Annotated in this window: 27 protein-coding genes; 16 read left to right on the forward strand and 11 right to left on the reverse strand. The window is 61.4% G+C overall.

Going from position 1 to position 23,934, the window contains the following annotated elements; genetic code table 11:
- Window positions 1-21: 21 nt before the first annotated feature.
- On the reverse strand, window positions 22-528 hold the full coding sequence (gene def, locus HX821_RS05425; RefSeq protein ID WP_003213617.1) for a peptide deformylase: 507 nt from the start codon (window positions 526-528) through the stop codon (window positions 22-24).
- A gap of 150 nt (window positions 529-678) precedes the next feature.
- Here def and HX821_RS05430 point away from each other — a divergent pair, with 150 nt between their 5' ends.
- The 3 genes from HX821_RS05430 to HX821_RS05440 all read left to right on the forward strand — a co-directional run bounded on the left by HX821_RS05430 (window position 679) and on the right by HX821_RS05440 (window position 3,237).
- Window positions 679-1,467: a peptidoglycan-binding protein gene (locus tag HX821_RS05430; protein WP_177022420.1), complete on the forward strand. Its 789-nt coding sequence runs from the start codon at window positions 679-681 to the stop codon at window positions 1,465-1,467.
- A 63-nt stretch (window positions 1,468-1,530) separates the two neighbouring features.
- Window positions 1,531-2,625 (forward strand): DNA-processing protein DprA, encoded by a 1,095-nt coding sequence (gene dprA / locus HX821_RS05435; protein ID WP_177035382.1) that lies wholly within the window; start codon window positions 1,531-1,533, stop codon window positions 2,623-2,625.
- A gap of 54 nt (window positions 2,626-2,679) precedes the next feature.
- Entirely contained in the window at window positions 2,680-3,237 is a 558-nt protein-coding gene (locus HX821_RS05440; protein ID WP_003213622.1) for an L-threonylcarbamoyladenylate synthase, read from the forward strand.
- A gap of 145 nt (window positions 3,238-3,382) precedes the next feature.
- Here the strand turns inward: HX821_RS05440 and HX821_RS05445 are convergent, their stop codons facing one another.
- The gene (locus HX821_RS05445; protein ID WP_076013283.1) at window positions 3,383-4,360 is read right to left on the reverse strand and encodes an NADPH:quinone reductase; all 978 of its coding nucleotides are present in this window, start codon (window positions 4,358-4,360) and stop codon (window positions 3,383-3,385) included.
- Window positions 4,361-4,518: 158 nt separating this feature from the next.
- On the opposite strand from HX821_RS05445, the gene hemF reads away from it, so the two are divergent.
- Together hemF and aroE are read left to right on the forward strand one after the other, a co-directional pair.
- Window positions 4,519-5,448, forward strand: coding sequence for an oxygen-dependent coproporphyrinogen oxidase (gene hemF / locus HX821_RS05450; RefSeq protein WP_003213625.1), 930 nt, complete (start codon window positions 4,519-4,521; stop codon window positions 5,446-5,448).
- On the forward strand, window positions 5,448-6,266 hold the full coding sequence (gene aroE, locus HX821_RS05455; protein WP_177022423.1) for a shikimate dehydrogenase: 819 nt from the start codon (window positions 5,448-5,450) through the stop codon (window positions 6,264-6,266). Before hemF ends, aroE begins: the two co-directional genes overlap by 1 nt.
- 114 nt (window positions 6,267-6,380) lie before the next feature.
- Here aroE and HX821_RS05460 read toward each other — a convergent pair whose 3' ends face one another.
- The 3 genes from HX821_RS05460 to betC all read right to left on the reverse strand — a co-directional run bounded on the left by HX821_RS05460 (window position 6,381) and on the right by betC (window position 10,566).
- The gene (locus HX821_RS05460) at window positions 6,381-7,949 is read right to left on the reverse strand and encodes a SulP family inorganic anion transporter (protein WP_177035383.1); all 1,569 of its coding nucleotides are present in this window, start codon (window positions 7,947-7,949) and stop codon (window positions 6,381-6,383) included.
- A 165-nt stretch (window positions 7,950-8,114) separates the two neighbouring features.
- Window positions 8,115-9,035: a choline ABC transporter substrate-binding protein gene (gene choX / locus HX821_RS05465; protein ID WP_177022425.1), complete on the reverse strand. Its 921-nt coding sequence runs from the start codon at window positions 9,033-9,035 to the stop codon at window positions 8,115-8,117.
- Between the two features lie 16 nt (window positions 9,036-9,051).
- Window positions 9,052-10,566, reverse strand: coding sequence for a choline-sulfatase (gene betC / locus HX821_RS05470; RefSeq protein ID WP_008439571.1), 1,515 nt, complete (start codon window positions 10,564-10,566; stop codon window positions 9,052-9,054).
- Window positions 10,567-10,669: 103 nt separating this feature from the next.
- On the opposite strand from betC, the gene HX821_RS05475 reads away from it, so the two are divergent.
- The 6 genes from HX821_RS05475 to HX821_RS05500 all read left to right on the forward strand — a co-directional run bounded on the left by HX821_RS05475 (window position 10,670) and on the right by HX821_RS05500 (window position 16,350).
- Window positions 10,670-11,620, forward strand: a complete 951-nt coding sequence (locus HX821_RS05475; protein ID WP_177035384.1) for a LysR family transcriptional regulator — start codon at window positions 10,670-10,672, stop codon at window positions 11,618-11,620.
- A 31-nt stretch (window positions 11,621-11,651) separates the two neighbouring features.
- Window positions 11,652-11,978 carry a DOPA 4,5-dioxygenase family protein gene (locus tag HX821_RS05480; RefSeq protein ID WP_003213639.1) on the forward strand — a complete coding sequence of 109 codons (327 nt, stop codon included), beginning with the start codon at window positions 11,652-11,654 and terminating at the stop codon, window positions 11,976-11,978.
- A 102-nt stretch (window positions 11,979-12,080) separates the two neighbouring features.
- Entirely contained in the window at window positions 12,081-13,049 is a 969-nt protein-coding gene (locus HX821_RS05485; protein WP_003213641.1) for a 2-dehydro-3-deoxygalactonokinase, read from the forward strand.
- 13 nt (window positions 13,050-13,062) lie between these two features.
- Window positions 13,063-13,683, forward strand: coding sequence for a 2-dehydro-3-deoxy-6-phosphogalactonate aldolase (locus HX821_RS05490; RefSeq protein ID WP_003213643.1), 621 nt, complete (start codon window positions 13,063-13,065; stop codon window positions 13,681-13,683).
- A 33-nt stretch (window positions 13,684-13,716) separates the two neighbouring features.
- Window positions 13,717-14,865, forward strand: coding sequence for a galactonate dehydratase (dgoD, locus tag HX821_RS05495; RefSeq protein WP_003213645.1), 1,149 nt, complete (start codon window positions 13,717-13,719; stop codon window positions 14,863-14,865).
- 180 nt (window positions 14,866-15,045) lie between these two features.
- Window positions 15,046-16,350 carry an MFS transporter gene (locus HX821_RS05500; protein WP_003213647.1) on the forward strand — a complete coding sequence of 435 codons (1,305 nt, stop codon included), beginning with the start codon at window positions 15,046-15,048 and terminating at the stop codon, window positions 16,348-16,350.
- Between the two features lie 203 nt (window positions 16,351-16,553).
- Here HX821_RS05500 and HX821_RS05505 read toward each other — a convergent pair whose 3' ends face one another.
- The 3 genes from HX821_RS05505 to trpB form a co-directional block, all read right to left on the reverse strand.
- Window positions 16,554-16,997 carry an anti-virulence regulator CigR family protein gene (locus HX821_RS05505; RefSeq protein WP_003214903.1) on the reverse strand — a complete coding sequence of 148 codons (444 nt, stop codon included), beginning with the start codon at window positions 16,995-16,997 and terminating at the stop codon, window positions 16,554-16,556.
- 140 nt (window positions 16,998-17,137) lie between these two features.
- On the reverse strand, window positions 17,138-17,947 hold the full coding sequence (trpA, locus tag HX821_RS05510) for a tryptophan synthase subunit alpha (protein WP_177035385.1): 810 nt from the start codon (window positions 17,945-17,947) through the stop codon (window positions 17,138-17,140).
- Window positions 17,948-19,174 (reverse strand): tryptophan synthase subunit beta, encoded by a 1,227-nt coding sequence (gene trpB / locus HX821_RS05515; RefSeq protein WP_003214899.1) that lies wholly within the window; start codon window positions 19,172-19,174, stop codon window positions 17,948-17,950.
- A 109-nt stretch (window positions 19,175-19,283) separates the two neighbouring features.
- Between trpB and HX821_RS05520 the strand changes: the two genes are divergently transcribed.
- The gene (locus HX821_RS05520) at window positions 19,284-20,180 is read left to right on the forward strand and encodes a LysR family transcriptional regulator (protein WP_177035386.1); all 897 of its coding nucleotides are present in this window, start codon (window positions 19,284-19,286) and stop codon (window positions 20,178-20,180) included.
- Here the strand turns inward: HX821_RS05520 and HX821_RS05525 are convergent.
- A complete protein-coding gene (locus HX821_RS05525; RefSeq protein WP_003170746.1) occupies window positions 20,177-20,503 on the reverse strand; it encodes a YqjD family protein in 327 nt (108 codons plus the stop codon). The genes HX821_RS05520 and HX821_RS05525 overlap by 4 nt on opposite strands.
- Window positions 20,504-20,659: 156 nt before the next feature.
- Between HX821_RS05525 and HX821_RS05530 the strand changes: the two genes are divergently transcribed.
- Window positions 20,660-20,875: a dodecin gene (locus HX821_RS05530; protein ID WP_008439585.1), complete on the forward strand. Its 216-nt coding sequence runs from the start codon at window positions 20,660-20,662 to the stop codon at window positions 20,873-20,875.
- A gap of 117 nt (window positions 20,876-20,992) precedes the next feature.
- On the forward strand, window positions 20,993-21,220 hold the full coding sequence (locus HX821_RS05535; RefSeq protein ID WP_003214893.1) for a DUF1161 domain-containing protein: 228 nt from the start codon (window positions 20,993-20,995) through the stop codon (window positions 21,218-21,220).
- A 118-nt stretch (window positions 21,221-21,338) separates the two neighbouring features.
- Here the strand turns inward: HX821_RS05535 and HX821_RS05540 are convergent, their stop codons facing one another.
- The gene (locus HX821_RS05540; protein ID WP_087694564.1) at window positions 21,339-22,340 is read right to left on the reverse strand and encodes an LLM class flavin-dependent oxidoreductase; all 1,002 of its coding nucleotides are present in this window, start codon (window positions 22,338-22,340) and stop codon (window positions 21,339-21,341) included.
- A 217-nt stretch (window positions 22,341-22,557) separates the two neighbouring features.
- Here HX821_RS05540 and HX821_RS05545 point away from each other — a divergent pair, with 217 nt between their 5' ends.
- Together HX821_RS05545 and HX821_RS05550 are read left to right on the forward strand one after the other, a co-directional pair.
- Window positions 22,558-22,989 (forward strand): OsmC family protein, encoded by a 432-nt coding sequence (locus tag HX821_RS05545; RefSeq protein WP_003214889.1) that lies wholly within the window; start codon window positions 22,558-22,560, stop codon window positions 22,987-22,989.
- A gap of 182 nt (window positions 22,990-23,171) precedes the next feature.
- A complete protein-coding gene (locus HX821_RS05550; RefSeq protein ID WP_003214887.1) occupies window positions 23,172-23,411 on the forward strand; it encodes a DUF1161 domain-containing protein in 240 nt (79 codons plus the stop codon).
- Here HX821_RS05550 and HX821_RS05555 read toward each other — a convergent pair whose 3' ends face one another.
- Window positions 23,412-23,834: a hypothetical protein gene (locus HX821_RS05555; protein WP_032899915.1), complete on the reverse strand. Its 423-nt coding sequence runs from the start codon at window positions 23,832-23,834 to the stop codon at window positions 23,412-23,414.
- Window positions 23,835-23,934 lie beyond the last annotated feature (100 nt).

Genomic DNA, 23,934 nt, shown 5'->3' on the forward strand with positions numbered 1-23,934 from the left:
CAAGCCTTTGAAAGAAGGGAATCAAGCTTGCTGGCGATGCTTCTTTTCCAGCTTCTTCTTGATCCGGTCGCGTTTAAGCGTGGACAGGTAATCGACAAACAGCTTGCCGTTGAGGTGGTCGCACTCGTGTTGGATGCACACCGCCAGCAGGCCTTCGGCAATCATCTCGAACGGCTTGCCGTCACGGTCCAGGGCCTTGATCTTGACGCGCTGGGGACGGTCGACGTTCTCGTAGAAGTCGGGCACCGACAGGCAGCCTTCCTGGTACTGGCCCATCTCGTCGGTCAGGGTTTCGAACTCAGGGTTGATAAACACCAGGGGCTCGCTGCGGTCTTCGGACAGGTCCATGACCACGACGCGCTGATGCACGTCGACCTGGGTCGCGGCGAGGCCGATACCCGGGGCTTCATACATTGTTTCAAACATGTCATCGACCAACTGACGAACCTTGGCGTCCACTACGGCCACTGGCTTGGCGATGGTGCGCAGGCGTGAGTCCGGAAATTCGAGGATGTTCAAAATAGCCATAAGCGTAATTGCTGCACATGTGAGGTAAAGGCAAGTCGGCGCCGGGGATGGACCCTTGATGTGCCGGGATAAGTGCCGTGGGAAAACGTCCGAAAGCCGCGAAGGCCAAGGCGTTTCACGCGAATGCACATAATAAAGGAGATTCACCCCATGAGGAAATCGCTACTCGTCTTGCTGCTGTGGGCCCAGGCCGTTATTGCCCAGGTTCCCGAGAGCTATCCACAGGCCGGCCAACCGTTGCCGCTTCATACGCAGCAGGCCATCCAGCGCTTTTTACTGCACAACCGCATTCTCGATACCCCCCAGGAACTGGAGCACGCTCCCTATATTGTTGCAGCAGATGCCGGACGAGTATTGGGCGCCGATGGCGAGCGTATTTATGCGCGAGGTGCCCTGGACCCTGCAGTCGAAAGCTACGGGATCTTCCGTCGCGGCAAGGCCTATACCGACCCGCAAAGCCAGGAATTGCTGGGTATCAACGTCGACGACATTGGCACCGCACGTTTTGTGACGGCGGGCGATGTCAGCACGTTGGGTGTGCAGCGCGTCACCCAGGAAGTGCGGCCCGGCGACCGATTGCTCAGCCAGCAAGCGCCCATCGACCTGACCAGCCTGGTGATTCAGATGCCTGCTCGCGCCACTGCCGGGCACATCATCGACGTGCCACGGGGCGTGACGCAGATCGGCGTGCTGGACGCGGTGACGCTGAACAAGGGCCGTCGTGACGGCCTGATGGAAGGCCATTTGCTGGCCGTGGTGAAAACCGGGGAAACCGTTCGGGACCGAGTGACCGGTGCTCCGGTGAAGATGCCCGACGAGCCGGCCGGGACGCTATTGGTGTTCCGTACCTACGAAAAGCTCAGCTACGGCCTGGTGCTCAGCGCGTCGCGTTCGCTGGCGGTAATGGACCGTTTTGAGGCGCCTGAACGAAGACAATAATTAGGTTGCTAAATAAGTTACCAACAGAGTTATCCACAGCTTGTTCCGATCAAGGACGATCAAATGTTACCGACGAATGACCGTGAAATTTCCCCGGCAGAACTGGAAGCCCGACTACGCTTGCACAGGCTGCCGGAACTGGGTCCCAAGGGCTTTAAAAAACTTATCGAGGCCTTTGGTTCTGCGTCAAAAGCCATCAGCGCACCGGCCAGTGCCTGGTGCTCCCTGGGGCTCAAGGTGGCCAGCGCCGATGCCCGGCGTTGCGAGGAAGTACGTGATGGCGCCAGTGCGGCATTGGCCTGGTTGGAGCGTCCGGCCCAGCATTTGCTGATGTGGGACCAACCCGACTACCCGGCATTGCTTGCAGAATTGGATGATGCACCCCCGCTATTATTCGTCGCCGGCAACCCGGCGATTCTGGAGAAACCGCAGCTGGCGATGGTCGGCAGCCGTCGCGCCTCCAGGCCAGGAATGGATACCGCCGCCGCGTTTTCCCGCAGCCTGGCGAGTGCCGGTTTTGTCATCACCAGTGGCCTTGCCCTGGGTATCGACGGTGCTGCTCACCAGGCGGCTTTGGATGTTGGTGGACATACAATCGGCGTGCTGGGCACCGGGCTCGAAAATTTTTATCCACAGCGCCATCGACGCTTGGCCGAGGCGATGATTGCCCAAGGCAGCGCCGTGGTTTCCGAGTTTCCGTTGGACGCCGCGCCCCAGGCCGGCAACTTCCCGCGCCGCAACCGTATTATCAGTGGCCTGTCGCTTGGGGTACTGGTGGTGGAGGCCAGCATGGCCAGCGGTTCGCTGATCACCGCGCGGCTGGCGGCGGAGCAAGGGCGCGAGGTATACGCCATCCCCGGCTCCATCCATCACCCCGGGGCCAAAGGCTGCCATCAACTGATCCGCGATGGCGCGGTGCTGGTGGAAACCATCGAGCACATTCTCGAAAACCTGCGTGGCTGGCAGGCCCTCTCCCGCCCGGCGCCGATTGCGGTCAATCATCCGCTGGTGGCGCTGTTGCACGCGGCGCCCCACACCAGTGAAGCCCTGGCGATTGCCAGTGGCAGGGCCTTGTCCGAGGTGCTGGCCAGCCTGACGGAGCTGGAACTGGAAGGCCGGGTGATCTGCGAAAGCGGGCGCTGGCTTGCGCGCGGCTAGGTTTTGTAACGAAGATCGGTAAACTGCGCAGAGCTTTAGTCCGGAGAGTGAGTAATGGTCAACAGGTGGCGGGTGCGAGAAGCCGCACGAGAAATTCGCGCAGGCGCAGTGATTGCCTATCCAACCGAGGCGGTCTGGGGCCTGGGCTGTGACCCTTGGAACGAAGAAGCGGTGGATCGGTTGCTGGCGATCAAGGGCCGGTCTGTGGATAAGGGGCTGATCCTGATTGCCGACAATATCCGTCAGTTCGATTTTCTCTTCGAAGACTTTCCCGATGAGTGGATGGACCGCATGGCCAGTACCTGGCCTGGCCCGAATACGTGGCTGGTGCCCCATCAGGACTTGCTGCCCGAGTGGATTACCGGGGTGCATGACACGGTGGCGTTGCGGGTGACTGATCATCCGCAAGTGCGGGATCTGTGCTCGCTGGTCGGGCCACTGATTTCCACCTCGGCCAACCCGCAGGGCCGCCCGGCGGCGCGCACGCGGATTCGTGTGGAGCAGTACTTCCGCGGGCAGGTGGATCTGGTATTGGGGGGGAATCTGGGGGGGCGCAAGAACCCGAGTCTGATTCGGGATCTGGCGACGGGTGAGGTTGTGCGGCCTTCCTGAGACCGAGCCGCCTGCTTTCGCGAGCAAGCCCGCTCCCACATTTGACCGAGTCCAACTTTTGGAACGCGGACAAATGTGGGAGCGGCGGTGCGACGATTCGACTTGCTCGCGAAGAGGCCCTCAAAGCCGCTGAAAATCCAACGCCCTATGGCAGCAGAATGGTCGACCCAGTCGTCCGCCGCGCCGACAACTCAATTTGCGCCTTCGCCGCATCCCCCAACGAAAACCGTTGGTTAATATCAATCTGCAGCTTCCCGCTGATGATCATCGAAAACAGATCATCCGCCATCGCCTGCAGGTTTTCCGGGTTGTTGGCATAGGTCGCCAATGTCGGCCGGGTCACATACAGCGAGCCCTTGGCCGCCAGAATCCCCAGGTTGACCCCATCCACCGCCCCCGAAGCATTACCGAAACTCACCACCAGCCCGCGTGGCGCAACACTGTCCAGCGAGGTGAGCCAGGTGTCCTTGCCTACGCCGTCGTACACCACTGGGCACTTCTTGCCGTCAGTCAGTTCCAGCACGCGTTGTGCGACATTTTCCTTGCTGTAGTCGATGGTTTCCCAGGCGCCGAGGGATTTGGCCAGCGCCGCTTTTTCCGGCGAACTCACGGTACCGATCAGCTTCACGCCCAAGGCCTTGGCCCATTGGCAAGCCAGGGAGCCGACGCCACCGGCAGCGGCGTGGAACAGAATGGTTTCGCCGCCCTTCAACTCATAGGTCTGGCGCAACAGGTACTGCACCGTCAGGCCCTTGAGCATCGCGCCGGCGGCCTGTTCGAAGCTGATGTCGTCCGGCAGGTGCACCAGGTTGGCAGCCGGCAACACATGCAATTCGCTGTAGGCGCCCAGCGGGCCGCTGCCGTAGGCCACGCGATCGCCGACCTTGAATTGAGTGACTTCGCTGCCCACCGCATCAACCACGCCGGCACCTTCTGCGCCCAGGCCCGACGGCAAGGCCGGTGGTGCATACAGGCCGCTGCGGAAATAGGTGTCGATGAAGTTCAGGCCAATGGCCTTGTTCTGCACGCGAACCTGCTGCGGGCCGGGTTCTGCCGGGGTGTAGTCCACATACTCAAGCACTTCGGGGCCGCCATGGGCACGGAACTGGATACGTTTGGCCATCTGCACTCTCCTTAAGTCATTTCGCGTAGCCCCCTATCGGACTCCTAAGCTTGATCTTCGTCAACTGTGGCAGCAGTGGGTGCAGTGGTATCCTGTGCGCCCATTTGCCGCCGATGCCCAATGGCCTCGTGTAGCGTTGCCCGATTCAAGGTGATGTCATGACTACCCGCACCGAGGCTGTCAAAGCCTACCTGCTTGACCTGCAAGACCGCATTTGCAGCGCCCTGGAAACCTTCGAGACGGACACTCGCTTCATCGAAGACGCCTGGACCCGGCCTGCCGGCGGCGGCGGTCGCACCCGTGTGATCGAAAACGGTTCGGTAATCGAGAAAGGCGGCGTTAACTTTTCCCACGTGTTTGGCAGCGGCCTCCCACCGTCCGCCAGTGCCCATCGCCCGGAATTGGCCGGTCGCGGTTTTGAGGCCCTCGGCGTGTCGCTGGTGATCCACCCGCACAACCCGCATGTGCCGACTTCCCACGCCAATGTGCGTTTTTTCATCGCTGAAAAAGAAGGCGAAGAGCCGGTGTGGTGGTTTGGCGGCGGCTTCGACCTGACGCCCTACTACGGCAACGAAGAAGACTGCATCCACTGGCACCGCGTCGCCGAACAGGCCTGCGCGCCGTTTGGCCCGGACGTTTATTCACGCTACAAGGCCTGGTGCGACACCTACTTCCACATCAAGCACCGCAACGAACCGCGTGGCATCGGCGGTTTGTTCTTCGATGATTTGAACGAGTGGGACTTCGACACCAGCTTCGCCTTCATGCGCGCCATCGGCGACGCCTACATCGACGCCTACCTGCCGATCGTCCAGCGCCGCAAGGCCATGGCCTATACCGAGCAGCAGCGCGAATTCCAGGAATTCCGCCGTGGCCGCTACGTCGAGTTCAACCTGGTCTACGACCGTGGCACTTTGTTTGGCCTGCAATCGGGCGGGCGTACCGAGTCGATCCTGATGTCGCTGCCACCCCAAGTGCGCTGGAGCTATGACTGGAAAGCCGCCCCCGACAGCGAAGAAGCGCGCCTAACCGACTACTTCCTGCAAGACCGCGACTGGCTGGGTGTGCTGCCCAAGGCGGCGGTCTGATGGATCGTTATGTCGTCTTCGGCAACCCCATCGGCCACAGCAAGTCGCCGCTGATTCACCGTCTGTTCGCCGAACAGACCGGCGAGCAACTGGACTACAGCACCTTGCTCGCGCCGTTGGAGGATTTCACCGGCTGTGCAAAAGCATTTTTCGCACAAGGCCGTGGCGCCAACGTCACCGTACCGTTCAAGGAAGAGGCCTATCGCCTGGCCAATACCCTGACCGAACGCGCCCAACGGGCCGGCGCGGTGAATACCCTGAGCAAGCTCGGCGATGGCAGCCTGTTGGGAGACAACACCGACGGCGCCGGCCTGGTGCGGGATTTGACGGTGAATGCCGGGTTCAGCCTGCAAGGCAAACGCATCCTGCTGCTGGGCGCCGGTGGTGCGGTGCGCGGCGCGTTGGAGCCATTGCTGGCTGAGCAGCCGGCTTCGCTGATCATTGCCAATCGCACCGTGGAAAAAGCCGAATTGCTCGCCGAGCTGTTCGACGATCTCGGCCCGGTGTCCGCCAGCGGTTTCGACTGGCTGCGTGAACCGGTGGACCTGATCATCAATGCCACGTCCGCCAGCCTGTCAGGCGATGTACCGCCGATTGCCGGCAGCCTGATCGAACCCGGAAAGACTTTTTGCTACGACATGATGTACGGCAAAGAGCCTACGACTTTCTGCCGCTGGGCCAGTGAGAAGGGCGCGGCGGTGGCAATGGATGGCCTGGGGATGCTGGTGGAACAGGCCGCGGAAGCGTTCTTCCTGTGGCGCGGCGTTCGACCGGACTCCGCGCCGGTGCTGGCTGAATTGCGTAGCCAACTGGCCTGACGCAATCCAAATGTGGGAGCGGGCTTGCTCGCGAATGCGGTGGATCAGTCGATACATACGGCGACTGTCACACCGCATTCGCGAGCAAGCCCGCTCCCACAGTTTCAACCGCGTTCAGTCTTCGAAATGGATGGGGCAGTTGTCGGCCCCTTCCAGTTTCCTCAACTCTTCCACCACCTGTGGCCGGGCCTTGCGCAACGCCAGGCTGCGCCCCACTCCATTCAATCGGCGCGCTTCCTGGTGCAGCATCTCCACCCCGGAATAGTCGATGAAGTTGATCTGCTGCGCCTCGATCACCACCCGCTGGCCGTGCAGGCTTTGCAGCCGCACCTGCAGGTAATGGCTGGCGCCGAAAAAGATCGACCCGCCGACCCGCAGCACATCGTCCTCTCCGTCACGCCATTGCTGGACCCGCGGCTGTGAGGTGCGCTTGAGGTAGAAAAACAGCGACGCCAGCACCCCGGCGTAAATGGCCGTTTGCAACTCCAGCAACAGCGTAGCGATGCAGGTCAGGTTCATCACCACGAACTCTGCGCGGCTGACCCGGAACAGCGCCCGAATACCGCGATGGTCGACCAACCCCCAGCAAATCAGCAGGATGCTGGCGGCCATGCTCGGGATCGGGATATGCGCGATCAATGCCGCACCGAACAGCGCGAACAACGCCACCCACAATGCGGAAAACACCCCCGCCAGCGGCGAACAGGCGCCTGCCTCATAACTCAGGCCCGACCGTGTGAAGGAACCCGCCGACAAGTACCCGGAGAAAAATCCGCCGACGATGTTGGATAAACCCTGGGCGCGCACTTCCTGATTTGCATCGAGCAATTGTTGGGAGCGGGCCGACAGTGAGCGCGCAATCGACAGGCTGGTCACCAGCCCCAGCATGCCCACCGCCACGGCACTCGGCAGCAGGCGCAGGACCATGTCCAGGTCCATCGGCAGCGGGCTGAACGGTGGCAGCTTGCCGACAAATGAACTGACCCGCGCCACCTCCCCGAACATCGTCGGCCACAGCCACGGGATGAGGCTGCCCAGGGCCAGCGCGATCAACAGGGTTGGCCAGCGCGGTACCCAGAGTTTCAGCAGCACCCCCACCAGCAAGGTGCCGAGCCCGAGCACCAGTGAAGGACGATTCCACTCCCCGGCATGGTTGATCAGCGCCAGCAGACTGTTGATCGCCGTGGCCTGGCTGGGCAGGTCCAGCCCCAGCAGGTTGGGCAGTTGGCCCAGGGCGATCACCACCGCAGCGCCGAGGGTGAAGCCGAGCACCACTGAATGCGAGACGAAATTCACCAGGGCGCCGAAGCGCAGCATACCCAACAGCCATTGGAAGACGCCGGCCAGGAATGTCAGCAACAGGATGAGTGTGATGTAGTCCTGGGAGCCGGGCACGGCCAACGGGCTGACGCTGGCGTAGAGCACGATAGAGATGGCTGCCGTGGGGCCGCAGATCAGGTGCCAGGAAGAGCCCCACAAGCAGGCGATCAATACCGGGATGATCGCGGCGTACAGGCCATACTCCGGTGGAAGCCCGGCGATCAGCGCGTAGGCAATGGACTGGGGTAATGCCAGGACTGCACCGCTCAGGCCAACGATTGCATCTCGCCCGACGCTGGCGCGGGTTTGGCGCGGGAGCCAGCTGAGGAAGGGGAAGAGTGTATGGCGGTTGGGCCAGGGCATTGGAAACTCGGTTGAAGAGGTTTGAATCAGAGTATCAGGCTCATGATGATCGTTCCCACGCTCTGCGTGGGAATGCCGTCCTGGACGCTCTGCGTCCGCTCTTGAGTCGTGACGCGGAGCGTCACCGGATGCGTTCCCACGCAGAGCGTGGGAACGATCAGTGCATCAGAGTTTGGCTTTTACAGCGGCCAGCGCATCTTGACCGTCCACGGTTTTAACCCCGTCCAGCCACTTGTCCAGCACCGCCGGGTTCGCCTTGATCCACGCCTTCGCCGCGTCCGCATTACTGAGCTTCTTGTTCACCACCTCAGCCATGATGGCGTTCTCCATCTCCTGGGTGAAACTCAGGTTGGTCAGCAATTTCCCCACATTCGGGCACGCCTGTGCATAGCCCTTGCGGGTCAACGTATACACGCTGCCGGTGTCACCAAAGTACTTCTCCCCACCCTTGAGGTAATGCATCTTCAACTGCACGTTCATCGGGTGCGGCGTCCAGCCGAGGAAGGTCACGAACTTCTGCTTTTTCACCGCCCGGGACACTTCGGCCAGCATCGCCTGTTCACTGGACTCGATCAGCTTCCACTGGCCCAGGTCGAAGTCGTTTTTCTTGATGATTTCCTGCAACGAGAGATTCGCTGGCGCACCCGAACCGATGCCGTAGATCTTCTTGTCGAACTTGTCGGCAAACTTGTTCAGGTCGGCAAAGTCATGCACCCCGGCGTCCCAGACATAGTCCGGCACGGCCAGGGTGAATTCGGTACCGTCGAGGTTCTTCGCCAGTTGCACCACATCGCCATTGGCCACGAACTTGTCGTAGAAGCCTTGCTGCGCCGGCATCCAGTTACCCAGGAACACATCCACCTGGCCGTCCTTGAGCCCGCCAAAGGTGATCGGCACCGCAAGGGTGTCGACCTTGGCCTTGTAGCCCATGCCGTTCAACAGGAAACCGGTAATGGCATTGGTGGCGGCGATATCGCTCCAGCCCGGATCGGCCATCTTCACGGTGTCGCAGCTAGTATCCGCGTAGACGCCGGCACTGCTCAATGCCAGCAGCGCAACGCTCAACACGGTGGATAACTTTTGCATGGCCTTCCCCTCAGTTTTATTGGTTTTGGCAGGGTTGTGGAAAACGTGCCTTGCGCTCCAGATCGTCGAGGTCGATGTGGTTGCGCATGTATTGCTGACTGGCGTCTACCAGTGGCTGGTGGTCCCAGCTCTTCAGCTTGCCCTGGGTCAGCGCCTCGAACACCAGGCGGCGACGGCGTTGGCTGGCGAGCACCTGCTGGTGGATCGCCGGGATGTCCCATTTGGCCCGCGCTTCATGCAAAAACGCCTCGAACAGTGGCCGGTGTTCCGGTGACTGGCTGAGGTCCTCCCGCTCGTGCGGGTCGTTGTGCACATCGAACAATAGGCAAGGATCGTCCTCGCTGTAGATGAACTTGTAGGCGCCACGGCGAATCATCATCAGCGGGCTGATGGTGCCCTCGGCCATGTACTCACCGAACACTTCGTCGTGCCCGCCCTGCCCTTGCAGGTGAGACACCAACGAGCGGCCGTCCAGCGCCAGCCTCGGGTCCAGCTCGCCGCCGGCCAGTTCCACCAGGGTAGGCAGCAGGTCGGCGGTGGACACGGCGGCGGTCACCCGGCCGGCCGCAAACTGCCCCGGCGCGCTGATCAGCAGCGGCACCCGGGCGGCCATTTCAAACCAGTGCATTTTGTACCAGAGCCCGCGTTCGCCGAGCATGTCGCCGTGGTCGCCGGAGAAGATGATGATGGTGTCGTCGGCCAGGCCCGTGTCTTCCAGGGTTTGCAGCAGCTTGCCGACGTTGCTGTCGATGTAGCTGCACGCGCCGAAGTAGGCGCGGCGTGCATCGCGGATCTTGTTCAGCGGCAGCGGCTTGTCCCACAGGTCATATACCTTGAGCAGGCGCTGGGAGTGAGGGTCGAGGTCAGCCTGTGGCGGTGTTGCAGGCAGCGGGATGTCGTTGTCGTCGTACAGGTCCCAGAACGGCTTGGGAATCGTGTACGGGTCGTGTGGGTGAGTCATCGACACGGTCAGGCAGAACGGCTGGTCGCCATCTTCGCGGATATGGTCGAACAGGTACTGCTGGGCCTTGAACACCACCTCTTCGTCGAAATCCAGCTGGTTGGTGCGCACGCACGGCCCGGCCTGCAGCACCGACGCCATGTTGTGGTACCAGGAGGGGCGCACGTCCGGCTCATCCCAGTTCACGGCCCAGCCATAGTCGGCCGGGTAGATGTCACTGGTCAGGCGTTCTTCATAGCCGTGGAGCTGGTCGGGGCCGCAAAAATGCATCTTGCCCGACAGCGCGGTGCGGTAGCCGAGGCGACGCAGGTAGTGGGCATAGGTCGGCACGTCGGCGGGGAAATCGGCCGCGTTGTCGTAGGCGCCGATCTTGCTCGGCAACTGGCCACTCACCAGGGTAAAGCGCGACGGAGCACACAGCGGGCTGTTGCAATAGGCGGCATCGAACACCACACCCTCGGCGGCGAGACGGCTCAGGTTCGGCAGTTTGATAGGCGAAGGACCGTAGAACGGAAGCATCGGCGCGGCCATTTGATCGGCCATGATAAAAAGAATGTTCTTGCGCTTCATGGTTTCGCGGCATTCCATAGTCGATGTTTATGCGAATGAGCATGCAGGCCATGGAAATCGTGGTAAAGCCCATGAGAAGCAATGTCTAGGATAAGCCCAGCTTATGTATGAATCCCTCGGTCACCTGTCACTCGACTTGCTGCGTGCCTTTGAATCCGCAGCGCGCCAACGCAGCTTTACGGCAGCGGCGATGGAGTTGGGCACCACTCAGCCGGCCATCAGCCAGCAGATCAAGCGCCTGGAAGAACAGCTGAAGGTGCGCCTGTTTGATCGCATCTACCGTGGCATCGAGCTGACCGACGCGGGCGCCTTGTTATTCGAGCAGGTACAGGCCGGTTTGCAGAGCATCAACCAGGGCCTGAGCGCGATTGCCGAGCAGGACCAGCATGAAGTCCTGCAGGTGGCGACCGACTTTGCCTTCGCCGCGTATTGGCTGATGCCACGCCTGCATCGTTTCCATGAAGCCAACCCGCAGGTGGACGTGAGCCTGGTCACCAGCGAGCGTAACCACGCCACGTTGCGCAGCGATATCGATGTAGCGGTGCTGTTCGGTGACGGCCGCTTCAAACAGGGCGACAGCCTGTGGCTGTTCAACGAGGAAGTGTTCCCGGTGTGCAGCCCGCTGCTACTCCAGGACCGAGTCGCGCCACTGTCGGTGCAGAGCCTGCTGGAGTTCCCCTTGCTGCACCTGCGCCAGCAAAACAACAACCAGTGGTTCGACTGGAGCGGGGTGTTTCGCGAACTGGGCATCACCACTGCGCCCACCCCGGGCCAACTGCGTTTCGACAATTACACGCTGTTGATCCAGGCCGCGATCGCGGGCCAGGGCGTGGCCATCGGCTGGCGTCACCTTGTGGATAACCTGCTGGAGCAAAAATGGCTGTGCCGGCCGATTGGCGACACGGTGATCTCACGCTTCGGCTATTACGTGGTGCTGCCCCAGCGCAAACGCCGCAGCCAGTTGATCGAGCGTTTCGTCGACTGGCTGATGACCGAACAGGCCAGCAGCGCACAATCGCTGACCGGTCTGGCCCTGCCGTCCATTGCGGTCTAGGATTTGCCGATCAATGAGCCCGGAGCCTGTCATGCAACGTATCAAGGGCTACCACGCCCATATCTATTTCGACGCCAACACCATCGACCAGGCGCGCAAACTCTGCGAAGACGCCGCGCAATTGTTTCCGCTGCGCATGGGCCGCGTGCATGAACGCCCGGTGGGCCCGCACCCGGACTGGAGCTGCCAGCTGGCATTCGAACCTGAATACATCGGCGTCGTGCTGCCTTGGCTGGCCCTCAACCGCAACGGCCTGGTGGTGTTCCTGCACCCGACCACCGGTGATGACCTCAAGGACCACACCGAACACGCGATCTGGATGGGGGCGATGCGCACGCTGGATCTGTCAATATTTTAAACTTTCAATTTCCCTATATATGGGACTGATATTTATATATTGAGACTTTGCCGGTCTTGGGTTTATATTCGCCTCATCCGCTCAGAACACTCAGGTGAAGCGATGCAGGCGCAATTGATCGCGCTCGATTGGGGAACCAGTTCCCTTCGTGCTTACAAGCTCGGCCCGGCAGGCGTCGTGATCGAACGGCGCACCTTGGCGTCGGGGATCATGCACCTGCCCACTGAAGCCCGGGAAATAGCCGGTGTTCGCTGCAGCAACGGGTTCGAGCTGGCATTTGACGCAGCCTGCGGTGACTGGCTCGACACCCAGCCCGACCTTCCCGTTATCGCTTGCGGCATGGTCGGCAGCGCCCAGGGCTGGAGCGAAGCGGCTTACCGCGACACCCCGGCCGACGTCTCTACCCTCGGCCAGGCGCTGCATGTGGTGCGCAGCCTGCGGGGCGCAGCGGTGCACATCGTGCCCGGCGTGATTCAACGCGGCGCGTTGCCCAATGTGATGCGCGGTGAAGAAACCCAGGTGCTCGGCGTGCTGCAAAGCCTGTCTGCCCATACCGGGCGCGACGTATTGATCGGCCTGCCGGGCAGCCATTCCAAGTGGGTGGAGGTGGTGGAAGGCTGCATCACTCACTTCGATACTTTCATGACCGGCGAGTTGTTCGCCGTGCTCAGTCAGCACAGCATTCTGGGGCGCACCCAGCGCCCTTCCGAACAGTTCCAGGTGGCCGCTTTTGATCGCGGTGTTCAGGTTGCGCTGTCGGCAGACGGCCAAACGGGCCTGTTGTCGAACTTGTTCAGCGCACGCTCCCTGGGATTGACCGGCGAGCTGGCGCCTGACGAGCAACCGGACTATCTGTCCGGGCTGTTGATCGGCCACGAACTGACCGGCCTGCGCACTCGCAAGCCCAGCCAGCAGCGCGACATCGTCCTGGTCGGCACACCCCAACTCTGCACCCGCTACCAGCGTGCACTCCAACTCTGTGGCTTCCCCCACGTGACCCTGGCGCAGGAGGCTACCGAGCGTGGCCTTTGGCAACTGGCCATGGCGGCGGGGCTGCTGCCTGCAACCTGACGAGAGGCCCGACATGCTCAAGCAAGCACTGACACACAACGGTTTGATCGCGATCCTGCGCGGCCTGCGACCGGAGGAGGCGCTGGCGATCGGCGAGGTGTTGTACACGGCGGGCTTCAGGGTGATCGAAGTGCCGCTGAACTCGCCGGATCCTTATTCCAGCATCCGCATCCTGCGGGACAGCCTCCCCGCCGATTGCCTGATCGGCGCCGGCACCGTGCTGACCCCGGAACAGGTCGATCAAGTCAAAGCCGCCGGCGGCCAGGTGATCGTCATGCCCCATAGCGATGCCAAGGTGCTGCGAGCCGCCAAGGCCGCGGGCCTGTATCTGTCGCCGGGTGTGGCCACGCCCACCGAAGCGTTTGCCGCGCTGGCCGAAGGCGCCGACGTGCTGAAGCTGTTCCCGGCCGAGCAAATGGGCCCGGCGGTGGTCAAGGCCTGGCTCGCGGTACTGCCCGCCGGCACCGTGCTGCTGCCGGTGGGCGGCATCACCCCGGACAACATGCAGGTATTTTTCGACGCGGGCGTCAAAGGCTTCGGCCTGGGCTCCGGGTTATTCAAGCCGGGCATGAGCGTCGCCCAAGTGGCGAGCAACGCCCAGGCCTACGTCGCCGCCTGGCATGCCTTGGGCTGATCAGCGTTCTCCATCTACAAGAGAGATAAGAAGATGAAAATCACCAAACTGACCACCTTCATCGTCCCGCCGCGCTGGTGCTTCCTCAAGGTTGAAACCGACCAGGGCGTGACTGGTTGGGGCGAGCCCGTTGTCGAGGGCCGCGCCCATACCGTGGCTGCCGCCGTCGAGGAATTGTCCGACTACTTGATCGGCAAGGACCCACGCAATATCGAGGACATCTGGACCGTGCTCTATCGAGGCGGTTTCTACCGTGGCGGCGCGATCCATATGAGCGCTCTCGCCGGTATCGACCAGGCGCTGTGGGACATCAAGGGCAAGGCCCTCGGCGTGTCGGTCAGCGACCTGCTGGGTGGCCAGGTGCGCGACAAGATCCGCGTGTATTCATGGATTGGTGGCGACCGCCCGGCCGACACTGCCCGCGCCGCCAAGGAAGCCGTGGCCCGTGGTTTTACCGCGGTGAAAATGAACGGCACCGAAGAGCTGCAATTTCTCGACAGCTTCGAAAAAGTCGACCAGGCCCTGGCCAACGTCGCCGCCGTGCGGGATGCGGTCGGTCCGAACGTCGGCATCGGCGTCGACTTCCATGGCCGGGTGCACAAACCCATGGCCAAGGTGCTGATGAAGGAACTCGACCCCTACAAACTGATGTTTATCGAAGAGCCGGTGCTCAGCGAAAACTACGAAGCGCTGAAAGAGCTGGCGCCGCTCACCAGCACCCCGATTGCCCTCGGCGAGCGCCTGTTCTCGCGCTGGGACTTCAAGCGCGTGCTCAGCGAAGGCTACGTCGACATCATCCAGCCGGATGCTTCCCACGCCGGCGGTATCACCGAAACCCGCAAGATTGCCAACATGGCCGAAGCCTACGACGTGGCCCTCGCCCTGCACTGCCCGCTCGGCCCGATTGCCCTGGCAGCGTGCCTGCAGCTGGATGCGGTTTGCTACAACGCGTTCATCCAGGAACAGAGCCTGGGCATTCACTACAACGAGAGCAATGACCTGCTGGATTACGTGCGCGATCCGGGTGTTTTCGACTACGACCAGGGCTTTGTGAAAATCCCCAACGGGCCAGGCCTGGGCATCGAGATCAACGAGGAATACGTGATCGAACGCGCGGCCATCGGGCATCGCTGGCGCAATCCGATCTGGCGGCATGCCGACGGCAGCTTCGCGGAGTGGTAAACACCGCGAATTTGAGATGAAAACCCGATCAATGTGGGAGCGGGCTTGCTCGCGAAGGCGGAGTGTCAGTCAACACCTCCGCAGCTGGTAGACCGCTTTCGCGAGCAAGCCCGCTCCCACATTTGATTCGGTTTCTTCAGTAAGACCTGTCCTCAATAACCATAAGAAGAGGCAACCCCCATGCAATCCGAGTCCTTCACCGGGCAGGCTTCTTTAGTCACGCCCAGCCGAAAGCGTTTCTTCATCATGGTGCTGCTGTTCATCACCGTGGTGATCAACTACCTGGACCGCAGCAACCTGTCGATTGCCGCTCCGGCCCTGACCAGCGAGCTGGGGATCGACCCGGTGCATGTCGGGCTGATCTTCTCCGCGTTCGGCTGGACCTACGCGGCCATGCAGATTCCCGGCGGCTGGCTGGTGGACCGGGTGCCGCCGCGCATTCTCTACAGCGTCGCCCTGCTGCTGTGGTCGGTGGCCACGGTGATGCTCGGTTTCGCCGCCAGCTTCATCGCGCTGTTCGTGTTGCGCATGGCGGTCGGTGCCCTGGAAGCCCCGGCTTACCCGATCAACAGCCGCGTGGTGACCACCTGGTTCCCTGAGCGTGAGCGGGCCACGGCGATTGGTGTTTATACCTCCGGGCAGTTTGTCGGGCTGGCGTTTCTCACGCCGGTGTTGGCCTGGCTGCAACACACCTTTGGCTGGCACATGGTGTTTGTCGCCACCGGCGGCGTGGGCATTGTGTGGGCGTTGATCTGGTACGCGGTGTACCGCGAGCCACGGGATTTCAAAGGCGCGAATGCGGCGGAAATCGAGCTGATCCGCGAAGGCGGCGGGTTGGTGGACATCCAGGCGCAGGCGGCCAAGGCGCCGTTCAGCTGGGTCGACCTCGGCATCGTGTTGAGCAAGCGCAAACTGTGGGGGATCTACTTGGGGCAGTTCTGCCTGAATTCCACGTTGTGGTTTTTCCTGACGTGGTTTCCGACCTACCTGGTGAAATATCGCGGCATGGACTTCATCAAGTCCGGCCTGCTGGCTTCGCTGCCGTTTCTGGCGGCGTTTGTCGGGGTGCTGTGTTCGGGGCTGTTTTCCGATTGGCTGATTCGCCGGGGAGCGTCCGTGGGGTTTGCGCGCAAGTTGCCGATCATTGGCGGGCTATTGATTTCCACGGCGATCATCGGCGCCAACTTTGTTGATTCCACGGCGTGGGTGATTGCGTTTCTGGCGGTGGCGTTTTTCGGCAATGGCCTGGCGTCGATCACCTGGTCGCTGGTGTCGACCCTGGCGCCGGCAAGGCTGCTGGGGCTGACCGGAGGGGTGTTCAACTTCATCGGCAATCTGTCGGCGATTACCACGCCGATCGTGATTGGCTTTCTGGCGACAGGGGATTCGTTTGCGCCGGCGATTACGTACATCGCGGTGCTGGCGTTGCTGGGGGCGTTGTCCTACATCTTGTTGGTCGGCAAGGTCGAGCGTATCGAGATTTAGGCGACTGCTGCGGCGACGGGGCTTGCGGTGGCGAGGGAGCTGGTGTGGCGAGGGAGCTTGCTCCCGCTGGAGTGCGCAGCGCTCCCAGGATTTTGGGGCCGCTGCGCAGCCCAGCGGGAGCAAGCTCCCTCGCCACACCAGCTCCCCAGCCACACCAGCTCCCTAGCCACAGCAAGCTCCCTCACCACAAAAGCAGTGCGGCTCTAGTACAGCGCGCCATCCAGAATCTGATAGACGATGCTGGTGCCAACGGCGATCAATACGATGTCCCCACCCGAACGGCGCCATTCATAACCAGGGTATTGCGGCAGATGGCCCAGCGCCCGTGGGTCCAGACGCTCACCATAGTAGTTTGGCGGCAGGCGCTGGCCGCGCACCAGGTGGATGCCGGGAGGCGGCGGCGCGCCACGGCGGAAGTCGCCATGGTTGTCGCGGATGACCTGTCTCACAGGACCAAAGTCCTGAGGCGGCCCACCACGGTGGTTGTCCTGCGGCCCGCGATGGTCATCGCCACGTTGATCGTGCTGGCCCTGTGGGCCACCACGGTCAGGTCCGCCACCCTGATCATAGGGCGCAGCTTGGACCAGGGCGCTGGCGCCAAGCACCAGCACGCCTACACCTGCAATCAAACGTTTGGGGATTTTCATGGGGCTGTTTCCTCAGTACTGCACGAACAAAAAAGGGATTTCGAACCGGGTTCGAAATCCCTTGGTCTTGTTAGCTTAGGTGCTGATTTGCCAGCATGATTCCTCTGTATCAGGAACTTTACCTAACGCTTACGAGCCGCTTACTTACGGGCGCTGCGTACACCTTCCGACAGCGCCGAGCACAGGGTCAATACACCGTCGATGGCCTGTTGATCATTGCTGGCGTTGGCGATGTGGTCGATCAGTGCCGACCCCACCACCACACCGTCTGCCAGGCGGGCGATTGCAGCGGCCTGCTCCGGGGTGCGGATGCCGAAACCGATGCTGATCGGCAGGTCGGTATGCCGACGCAGACGGGTCACGGCTTCTTCGACGTGTTCCAGGGTCGCGGCACCGGCACCGGTCACACCGGCCACCGACACGTAGTACACAAACCCTGAGCTGCCGTTGAGCACGGTCGGCAGGCGCGCGTCGTCGGTGGTCGGCGTGGTCAGGCGGATAAAGTCGATACCGGCAGCCTGGGCCGGGTCGCACAGCTCGCCGTTATGTTCCGGCGGCATGTCGACCACGATCAGGCCGTCGACGCCGGCTTCTTTCGCATCGCTGATAAAGCGTGGCACGCCGTACATGTGGATCGGGTTGAAGTAGCCCATCAGCACCAGCGGCGTGTCGCTGTTGCCCTCGCGGAACTCGCGAACCATTTGCAGGGTTTTCGTGAGGTTCTGCTTGGCGGTCAGCGCGCGGATGTTGGCCAGTTGAATGGCCGGGCCGTCAGCCATCGGGTCGGTGAACGGCATGCCCAGTTCGATCACATCGGCGCCGGCCGCCGGCAAGCCCTTGAGGATCGCCAGCGAGGTGTCATAGCCCGGGTCGCCAGCGGTGACGAAGGTCACCAGGGCGGCGCGGTTTTGTTCTTTCAGTTGCGCAAAACGTGTTTGCAGGCGGCTCATTTAGTGTTTCTCCTGCTTGGACTGTTCCATGTGGTGCATCACGGTTTGCATGTCTTTGTCGCCACGGCCGGACAGGTTGACCACCATCAGGTGATCTTTCGGCAGGGTCGGTGCGCGTTTGAAGACTTCGGCCAGGGCGTGGGCGCTTTCCAGTGCAGGAATAATCCCTTCCAGGCGGCAGCATTTGTGAAAGGCGTCGAGGGCTTCGTCGTCGGTCACCGAGGTGTACTGGACGCGGCCGATGTCGTGCAACCAGGCGTGTTCAGGGCCGATGCCCGGGTAGTCGAGGCCCGCGGAGATCGAGTGGGCGTCGATGATCTGGCCATCGTCGTCCTGCAACAGGAAAGTACGGTTGCCGTGGAGCACACCCGGTACGCCGCCGTTGAGGCTGGCCGCGTGTTTGCCGGTCTCGATGCCGTAGCCGGCCGCTTCAACGCCGATGATCTCGACGCTGGTGTCATCCAGGAACGGGTGGAACAGGCCCATGGCATTGGAACCGCCGCCGATGCACGCCACCAGGCTGTCGGGCAGACGGCCTTCCTGGGCTTGCAGCTGGGTACGGGTTTCCTTGCCGATCACGGCCTGGAAGTCGCGAACCATCGCCGGGTACGGGTGCGGACCGGCCACGGTGCCGATCAGGTAGAAGGTGCTGTCGACGTTGGTGACCCAGTCACGCAGGGCTTCGTTCATCGCGTCTTTCAGGGTGCCGGTGCCGGCGACCACCGGGATCACTTCAGCGCCCAGCAGCTTCATGCGAAATACGTTGGCCTGCTGGCGCTCGATGTCGGTGGTGCCCATGTAGATGACGCATTGCAGGCCGAAACGCGCGGCGACGGTGGCAGTGGCCACACCGTGCATGCCGGCGCCGGTCTCGGCGATGATGCGTTTTTTACCCATGCGCCGCGCCAGCAGGATCTGGCCGATGCAGTTGTTGATCTTGTGGGCGCCGGTGTGGTTCAGCTCTTCGCGCTTGAGGTAGATCTTGGCGCCACCGCAGAACTCGGTCAGGCGCTCGGCGAAGTACAGCGGGCTTGGGCGTCCGACGTAGTCGCGCTGGAAGTAGGCCAGTTCTTCGTTGAAGGCCGGATCGATCTTGGCCGCTTCGTATTCGCGGGCCAGATCAAGGATCAACGGCATCAGGGTTTCCGCCACGTAGCGGCCGCCGAACGAACCAAACAGGCCATTGGCATCCGGGCCGTTGCGTAAATCGGTCTGGGTCTGAGTCATGGGACGCTCCAGGTAGAAAATGTGTAAGAGGCAATGACGGTCACTCTACCCCTGACGCTTCCACGTGAAAACCGATAAGATCGCCACAACCTGTCAGGAAAACTCACAGATGAGCCGAGACCTCCCACCGCTGAATGCCTTGCGCGCTTTTGAGGCGACTGCGCGCCTGAACAGCGTTAGCCAGGCCGCTGAGCAACTGCACGTGACCCATGGTGCGGTCAGCCGGCAGCTCAAGGTGTTGGAAGAACACCTTGGTGTAAGCCTGTTCGCCAAGGACGGGCGCGGCCTCAAACTCACAGATTCCGGCATTCGTCTGCGGGATGCGAGTTTCGAGGCGTTCGAGCGACTGAGGGACACCTGCGCCGAGCTCACGCAAAGCAGTGCCGATGCGCCGTTTGTGCTCGGCTGCTCCGGCAGCCTGCTGGCGCGCTGGTTTATTCCGCGTCTGGGGCGCCTGAACGCCGAGTTGCCGGATTTGCGCCTGCATCTGTCGGCGGGTGAAGGCGATCTTGACCCACGCCGCCCCGGCCTGGACGCGCTGCTGGTGTTCGCCGAACCTCCATGGCCGGCGGATATGCAGGTGTATGAATTGGCCAGCGAACGCATCGGCCCGGTCATGAGCCCGCGTTTTGCCCATTACGAGCGATTGCGCCAGGCGCCTCCCGAGGCGCTGCTGAGTGAGGCCCTGTTGCACACTACCTCACGCCCGCAAGCCTGGCCCAGCTGGGCGCAGCACCATGGGATCGACGCTGGCGCGTTGAAGTACGGTCAGGGGTTTGAGCATTTGTATTATTTGCTGGAGGCGGCGGTGGCCGGGCTGGGGGTAGCAATTGCGCCTGAGCCGCTGGTGGCAGAGGACCTGCGAGCGGGTCGCCTGGTTGCGCCGTGGGGTTTCAGTGAAACCCCGGCGCAACTGGCGTTGTGGCTACCCAAGCGCGCCGCAGATGGGCGCGCCGGGCAACTGGCGCAGTGGCTCAAGGCTGAGCTTGCGCGCCAGGACGTTTAATCGCCGCGTTTGCACAGCAAGTAGGCCGCCAGCAGACCCAGCGCGCCGACGGCAACACCGGCGGTAGTCCATGGATGCTCTTGCGCGTAGTCCCGTGTTGCAACACCGGTTTCGCGGATTTTGACTTTGCTTTCTTCGTAGGCATCGCTGATCAGGTGGCGGGAATGCTTGAGGGCGTTCTCGGCATTGCTTTTCAGGGCCTTCAGGGTTTTGCGCGACTCGTCAGACGCATCGTCCTTGAGGCTTTCCAAAGATTTGAGCAGGCTCGAAATCTCGGCTTCCATGCTTTCCAATGACGCTTTGCGTAAAGAGGTGTTGGCCATGTGGGCTCTCCTGGAGTGATTGAGTGGCGTGTGTTGTTTCCGACTGCGGCGGTTTCAGAAAGTGCAGTAAATCTGAACTTTCACATCGCAATAGCCGCCAGAAGCAGTACGAGAATTCACTGCTAGTCTTGATTAACGACCCCAGGAGAAAAACTTATGAGTGATCATCACACCTACAAGAAAGTCGAACTGGTGGGCTCTTCCGCGACCAGCATCGAGGAGGCCATCAACAATGCCCTGGCTGAAGCCAGCAAGAGCATCAAGCACTTGGAGTGGTTTGAAGTGACCGAAACCCGTGGCCACATCAAGGACGGCAAGGCTGCGCATTTCCAGGTCACCCTCAAGGTGGGGTTCCGAATTGCCAGTAGTTGATTGAGCCGGTTGAACTTGCGCGCTGGCCGATTGCCATAAACTCCGCTACAACCTTTAGGCACGTCGACGTGACGAGCGTCGGCGTGCTTCCTTTCGATCAACCCAAGGAAGTGACGGATGAAGAACTTTTTGTTGGCGGTAGGTTTGTTGAGCATTGCGGGCACGGCCCTGGCGGCGGGCAAGCCTTGTGAAGAGCTGAAAAGCGAGATTGCGGCGAAAATCGACGCTAAAGGCGCTTCGGGCTACTCCCTGGAAATCGTGGACAAAGGTGCTGCACCTAGTGACCACACGGTTGTCGGCAGCTGTGAAGCCGGTACCAAGGAAATCGCCTACAAGCGCGGGTGATCCCGTGTTGCAGACGTAAAAAACCGACGCGAGTGCGTCGGTTTTTTTATGCCTGCGATCCCTCGCTCCGCGTGGGAATGAAGCCTGGGATGCTCTGCGTCCCGCCTCACTCCTGGATTCAGCCCTTCATGACCTGCGCCAGCAGCTCGTAGGAATGAATCCGGTCGGCATGCTCGTACAGGTCACAGGTGAAGATCAGCTCATCAGCGCCGGTCTGCTCCACCAGCACTTCCAGCTTGGCGCGGATCTTCTGCGGGCTGCCCACCATGGCCAGGCCGAGGAAACTGCCCACGGCGTCTTTCTCATGGGGCAGCCACAGGCCGTCCATGGTCTTGACCGGCGGGCGCTGCACCAGGCTTTGCCCACGCATCAGCGCGAGAATTCGCTGGTACACCGAGGTGGCCAGGTAGTCGGCTTGCTCATCGGTGTCGGCGGCCACCAGCGGGATGCCGAGCATCACATAGGGCTTGTCCAGCACGGCCGAGGGCTTGAAGTGGTTGCGATAGACGCGAATCGCTTCATGCATCAGGCGCGGTGCGAAATGTGAGGCAAAGGCGTAAGGCAAACCGCGCTCGCCTGCCAGCTGCGCACTGAACAGGCTGGAGCCCAATAGCCACACAGGGACGTTGGTGCCGGTGCCGGGTACGGCGATCACTCGTTGGTCCGGAGTGCGCGGGCCGAGGTAGGCCATCAGTTCTGCCACGTCTTCCGGGAAATCATCAGCGCTGCCGGAGCGTTCACGGCGCAGCGCGCGGGCGGTCATCTGGTCGGAGCCTGGTGCGCGGCCAAGGCCCAGGTCGATGCGGCCCGGGTACAGGCTTTCCAGGGTGCCGAACTGCTCGGCGATCACCAACGGCGCGTGGTTGGGCAGCATCACGCCACCGGAACCGACACGGATCGTCGAGGTGCCACCGGCCAGGTAACCCAGCAATACCGAGGTCGCCGAGCTGGCGATGCCGTCCATATTGTGGTGTTCGGCGACCCAGAAACGGTTGTAGCCGAATTTTTCCACATGCTGGGCCAGGTCCAGGGAATTGCGCAGCGACTGCGCCGGGCTGCCGTTGGCGCGCACGGGCACGAGGTCGAGGGTCGAGAACTTTACGTCGGACAGCGATTTCATAAGCCTGCTTCTCCAATGGGGGCGCAGGCTTCTTAGACGAACCAAAACCTGCCGCTTCATGTGCATGTCCTATGCAATGAGGGCATATACCCGAGATTCAATAGCGATGGTGAAATTTCCTACTTAATCGCTAGGTTTCTCCGACAAGATGAACTTTGCCGTGGCGTCTATCCTCAGAACCCTTACTGACGCAAAACCACCGTTCGAGGAGACCGCTATGAGTATTGTTAAAAAAGCATCCGCGCATTGGGAAGGCGACCTGAAGACTGGCCTGGGTTCCATTTCCACCGAAACCGGCGTTCTGCGTGAAGCGCCTTACGGCTTCAAGGCCCGTTTCGAAGGTGGCAAGGGCACCAACCCTGAAGAACTGATCGGCGCAGCCCATGCCGGTTGTTTCTCCATGGCGTTTTCCATGATTCTCGGCGATGCCGGGCTCAAGGCCGACAGCATCGACACCCAGGCCGAAGTGACCCTGGACCAAGTGGACGGTGGCTTTGCGATTACTGCCGTGCACCTGACCCTCAAGGCGAAGATCCCGGGCGCCAGCCAGGCGCAGTTCGATGAGCTGAGCAAAAAGGCCAAGGAAGGATGCCCCGTGTCCAAGGTACTGAATGCAACCATTACCCTGGATGGCACCCTCGTTAATTGATCGACCCTTGTAGGAGCGAGCTTGCTCGCGAAGCGCTCAAAGGCGCCGCGCTCTTCCAGGCGGCACGCGTTATCGTTGACGTTTTTCGCGAGCAAGCTCGCTCCTACACGTTCAGGTATGGTCGAATAGCCGATTGCAGACTCAGCGCACACCCGTGCGCGTGCATTCAGGGAGCTTCACACATGAAACGTATTGCCTTGGCGGTTATCTGCTGTGCACTGGCCACGTCGGCGCTGGCGGCGCCAAAAGATTGTGAAGAGCTCAGGAAGGAGATCGAGGTCAAAATCCAGGCGAATGCCGTTCCGTCCTACACCCTCGAAATCGTCACCAAGGAAGAAGCTGACAAGCACGACAGCGCCATGGTTGTCGGCAGCTGTGAGAATGGCACCAAAGCCATCGTCTACCAGAAGAACAACGACTGATCAGATGCAGTTGACGCTACGTTCTTCGGCCAGCAATTGACCCGCTTTGTTGTACAGCCGGATATTCGGGTTGTAGCCCAGTGAGCGCCCTTCCAGGCGATAGCGCTGGCCCGCCTCGAAACGGTCGTATTGCAGGGTCATGAAGCAGGTACGGTCAGTGGTTTGGCCAAACCCGCCGAAACTGCCGCCGGTAGGCACCTCGAAATCAAAACGTACCATCAGCTCATGGCTGCCAGGCGGCACCTGGAAGAAGCGCCCGTCGTTCAGGTTTTTCCCGTCCAGGCGTTGCGCCATTACCAGCTTGGCGCCGGGTGTCGGGGTAGCGAAGTCGACCCAGGCCTGGTGTGGATCAACCGGCGGTAGTGGCGTCGACGCACAGGCACTGAGAAAAATCGCGGCGACGGGAAGCAGTAGCTGACGCATGTTAAGCACTCAACTGTAGGAATGGTTTTTTGAACGGCTGCGTTCGGCAGCACGCTCCCTATGAGTATAAACACGCCACGCCATGGAAAAATTCCCCACA

The sequence above is a fragment of the Pseudomonas sp. B6001 genome, assembly GCF_013386015.1.
Lineage (GTDB): Bacteria > Pseudomonadota > Gammaproteobacteria > Pseudomonadales > Pseudomonadaceae > Aquipseudomonas.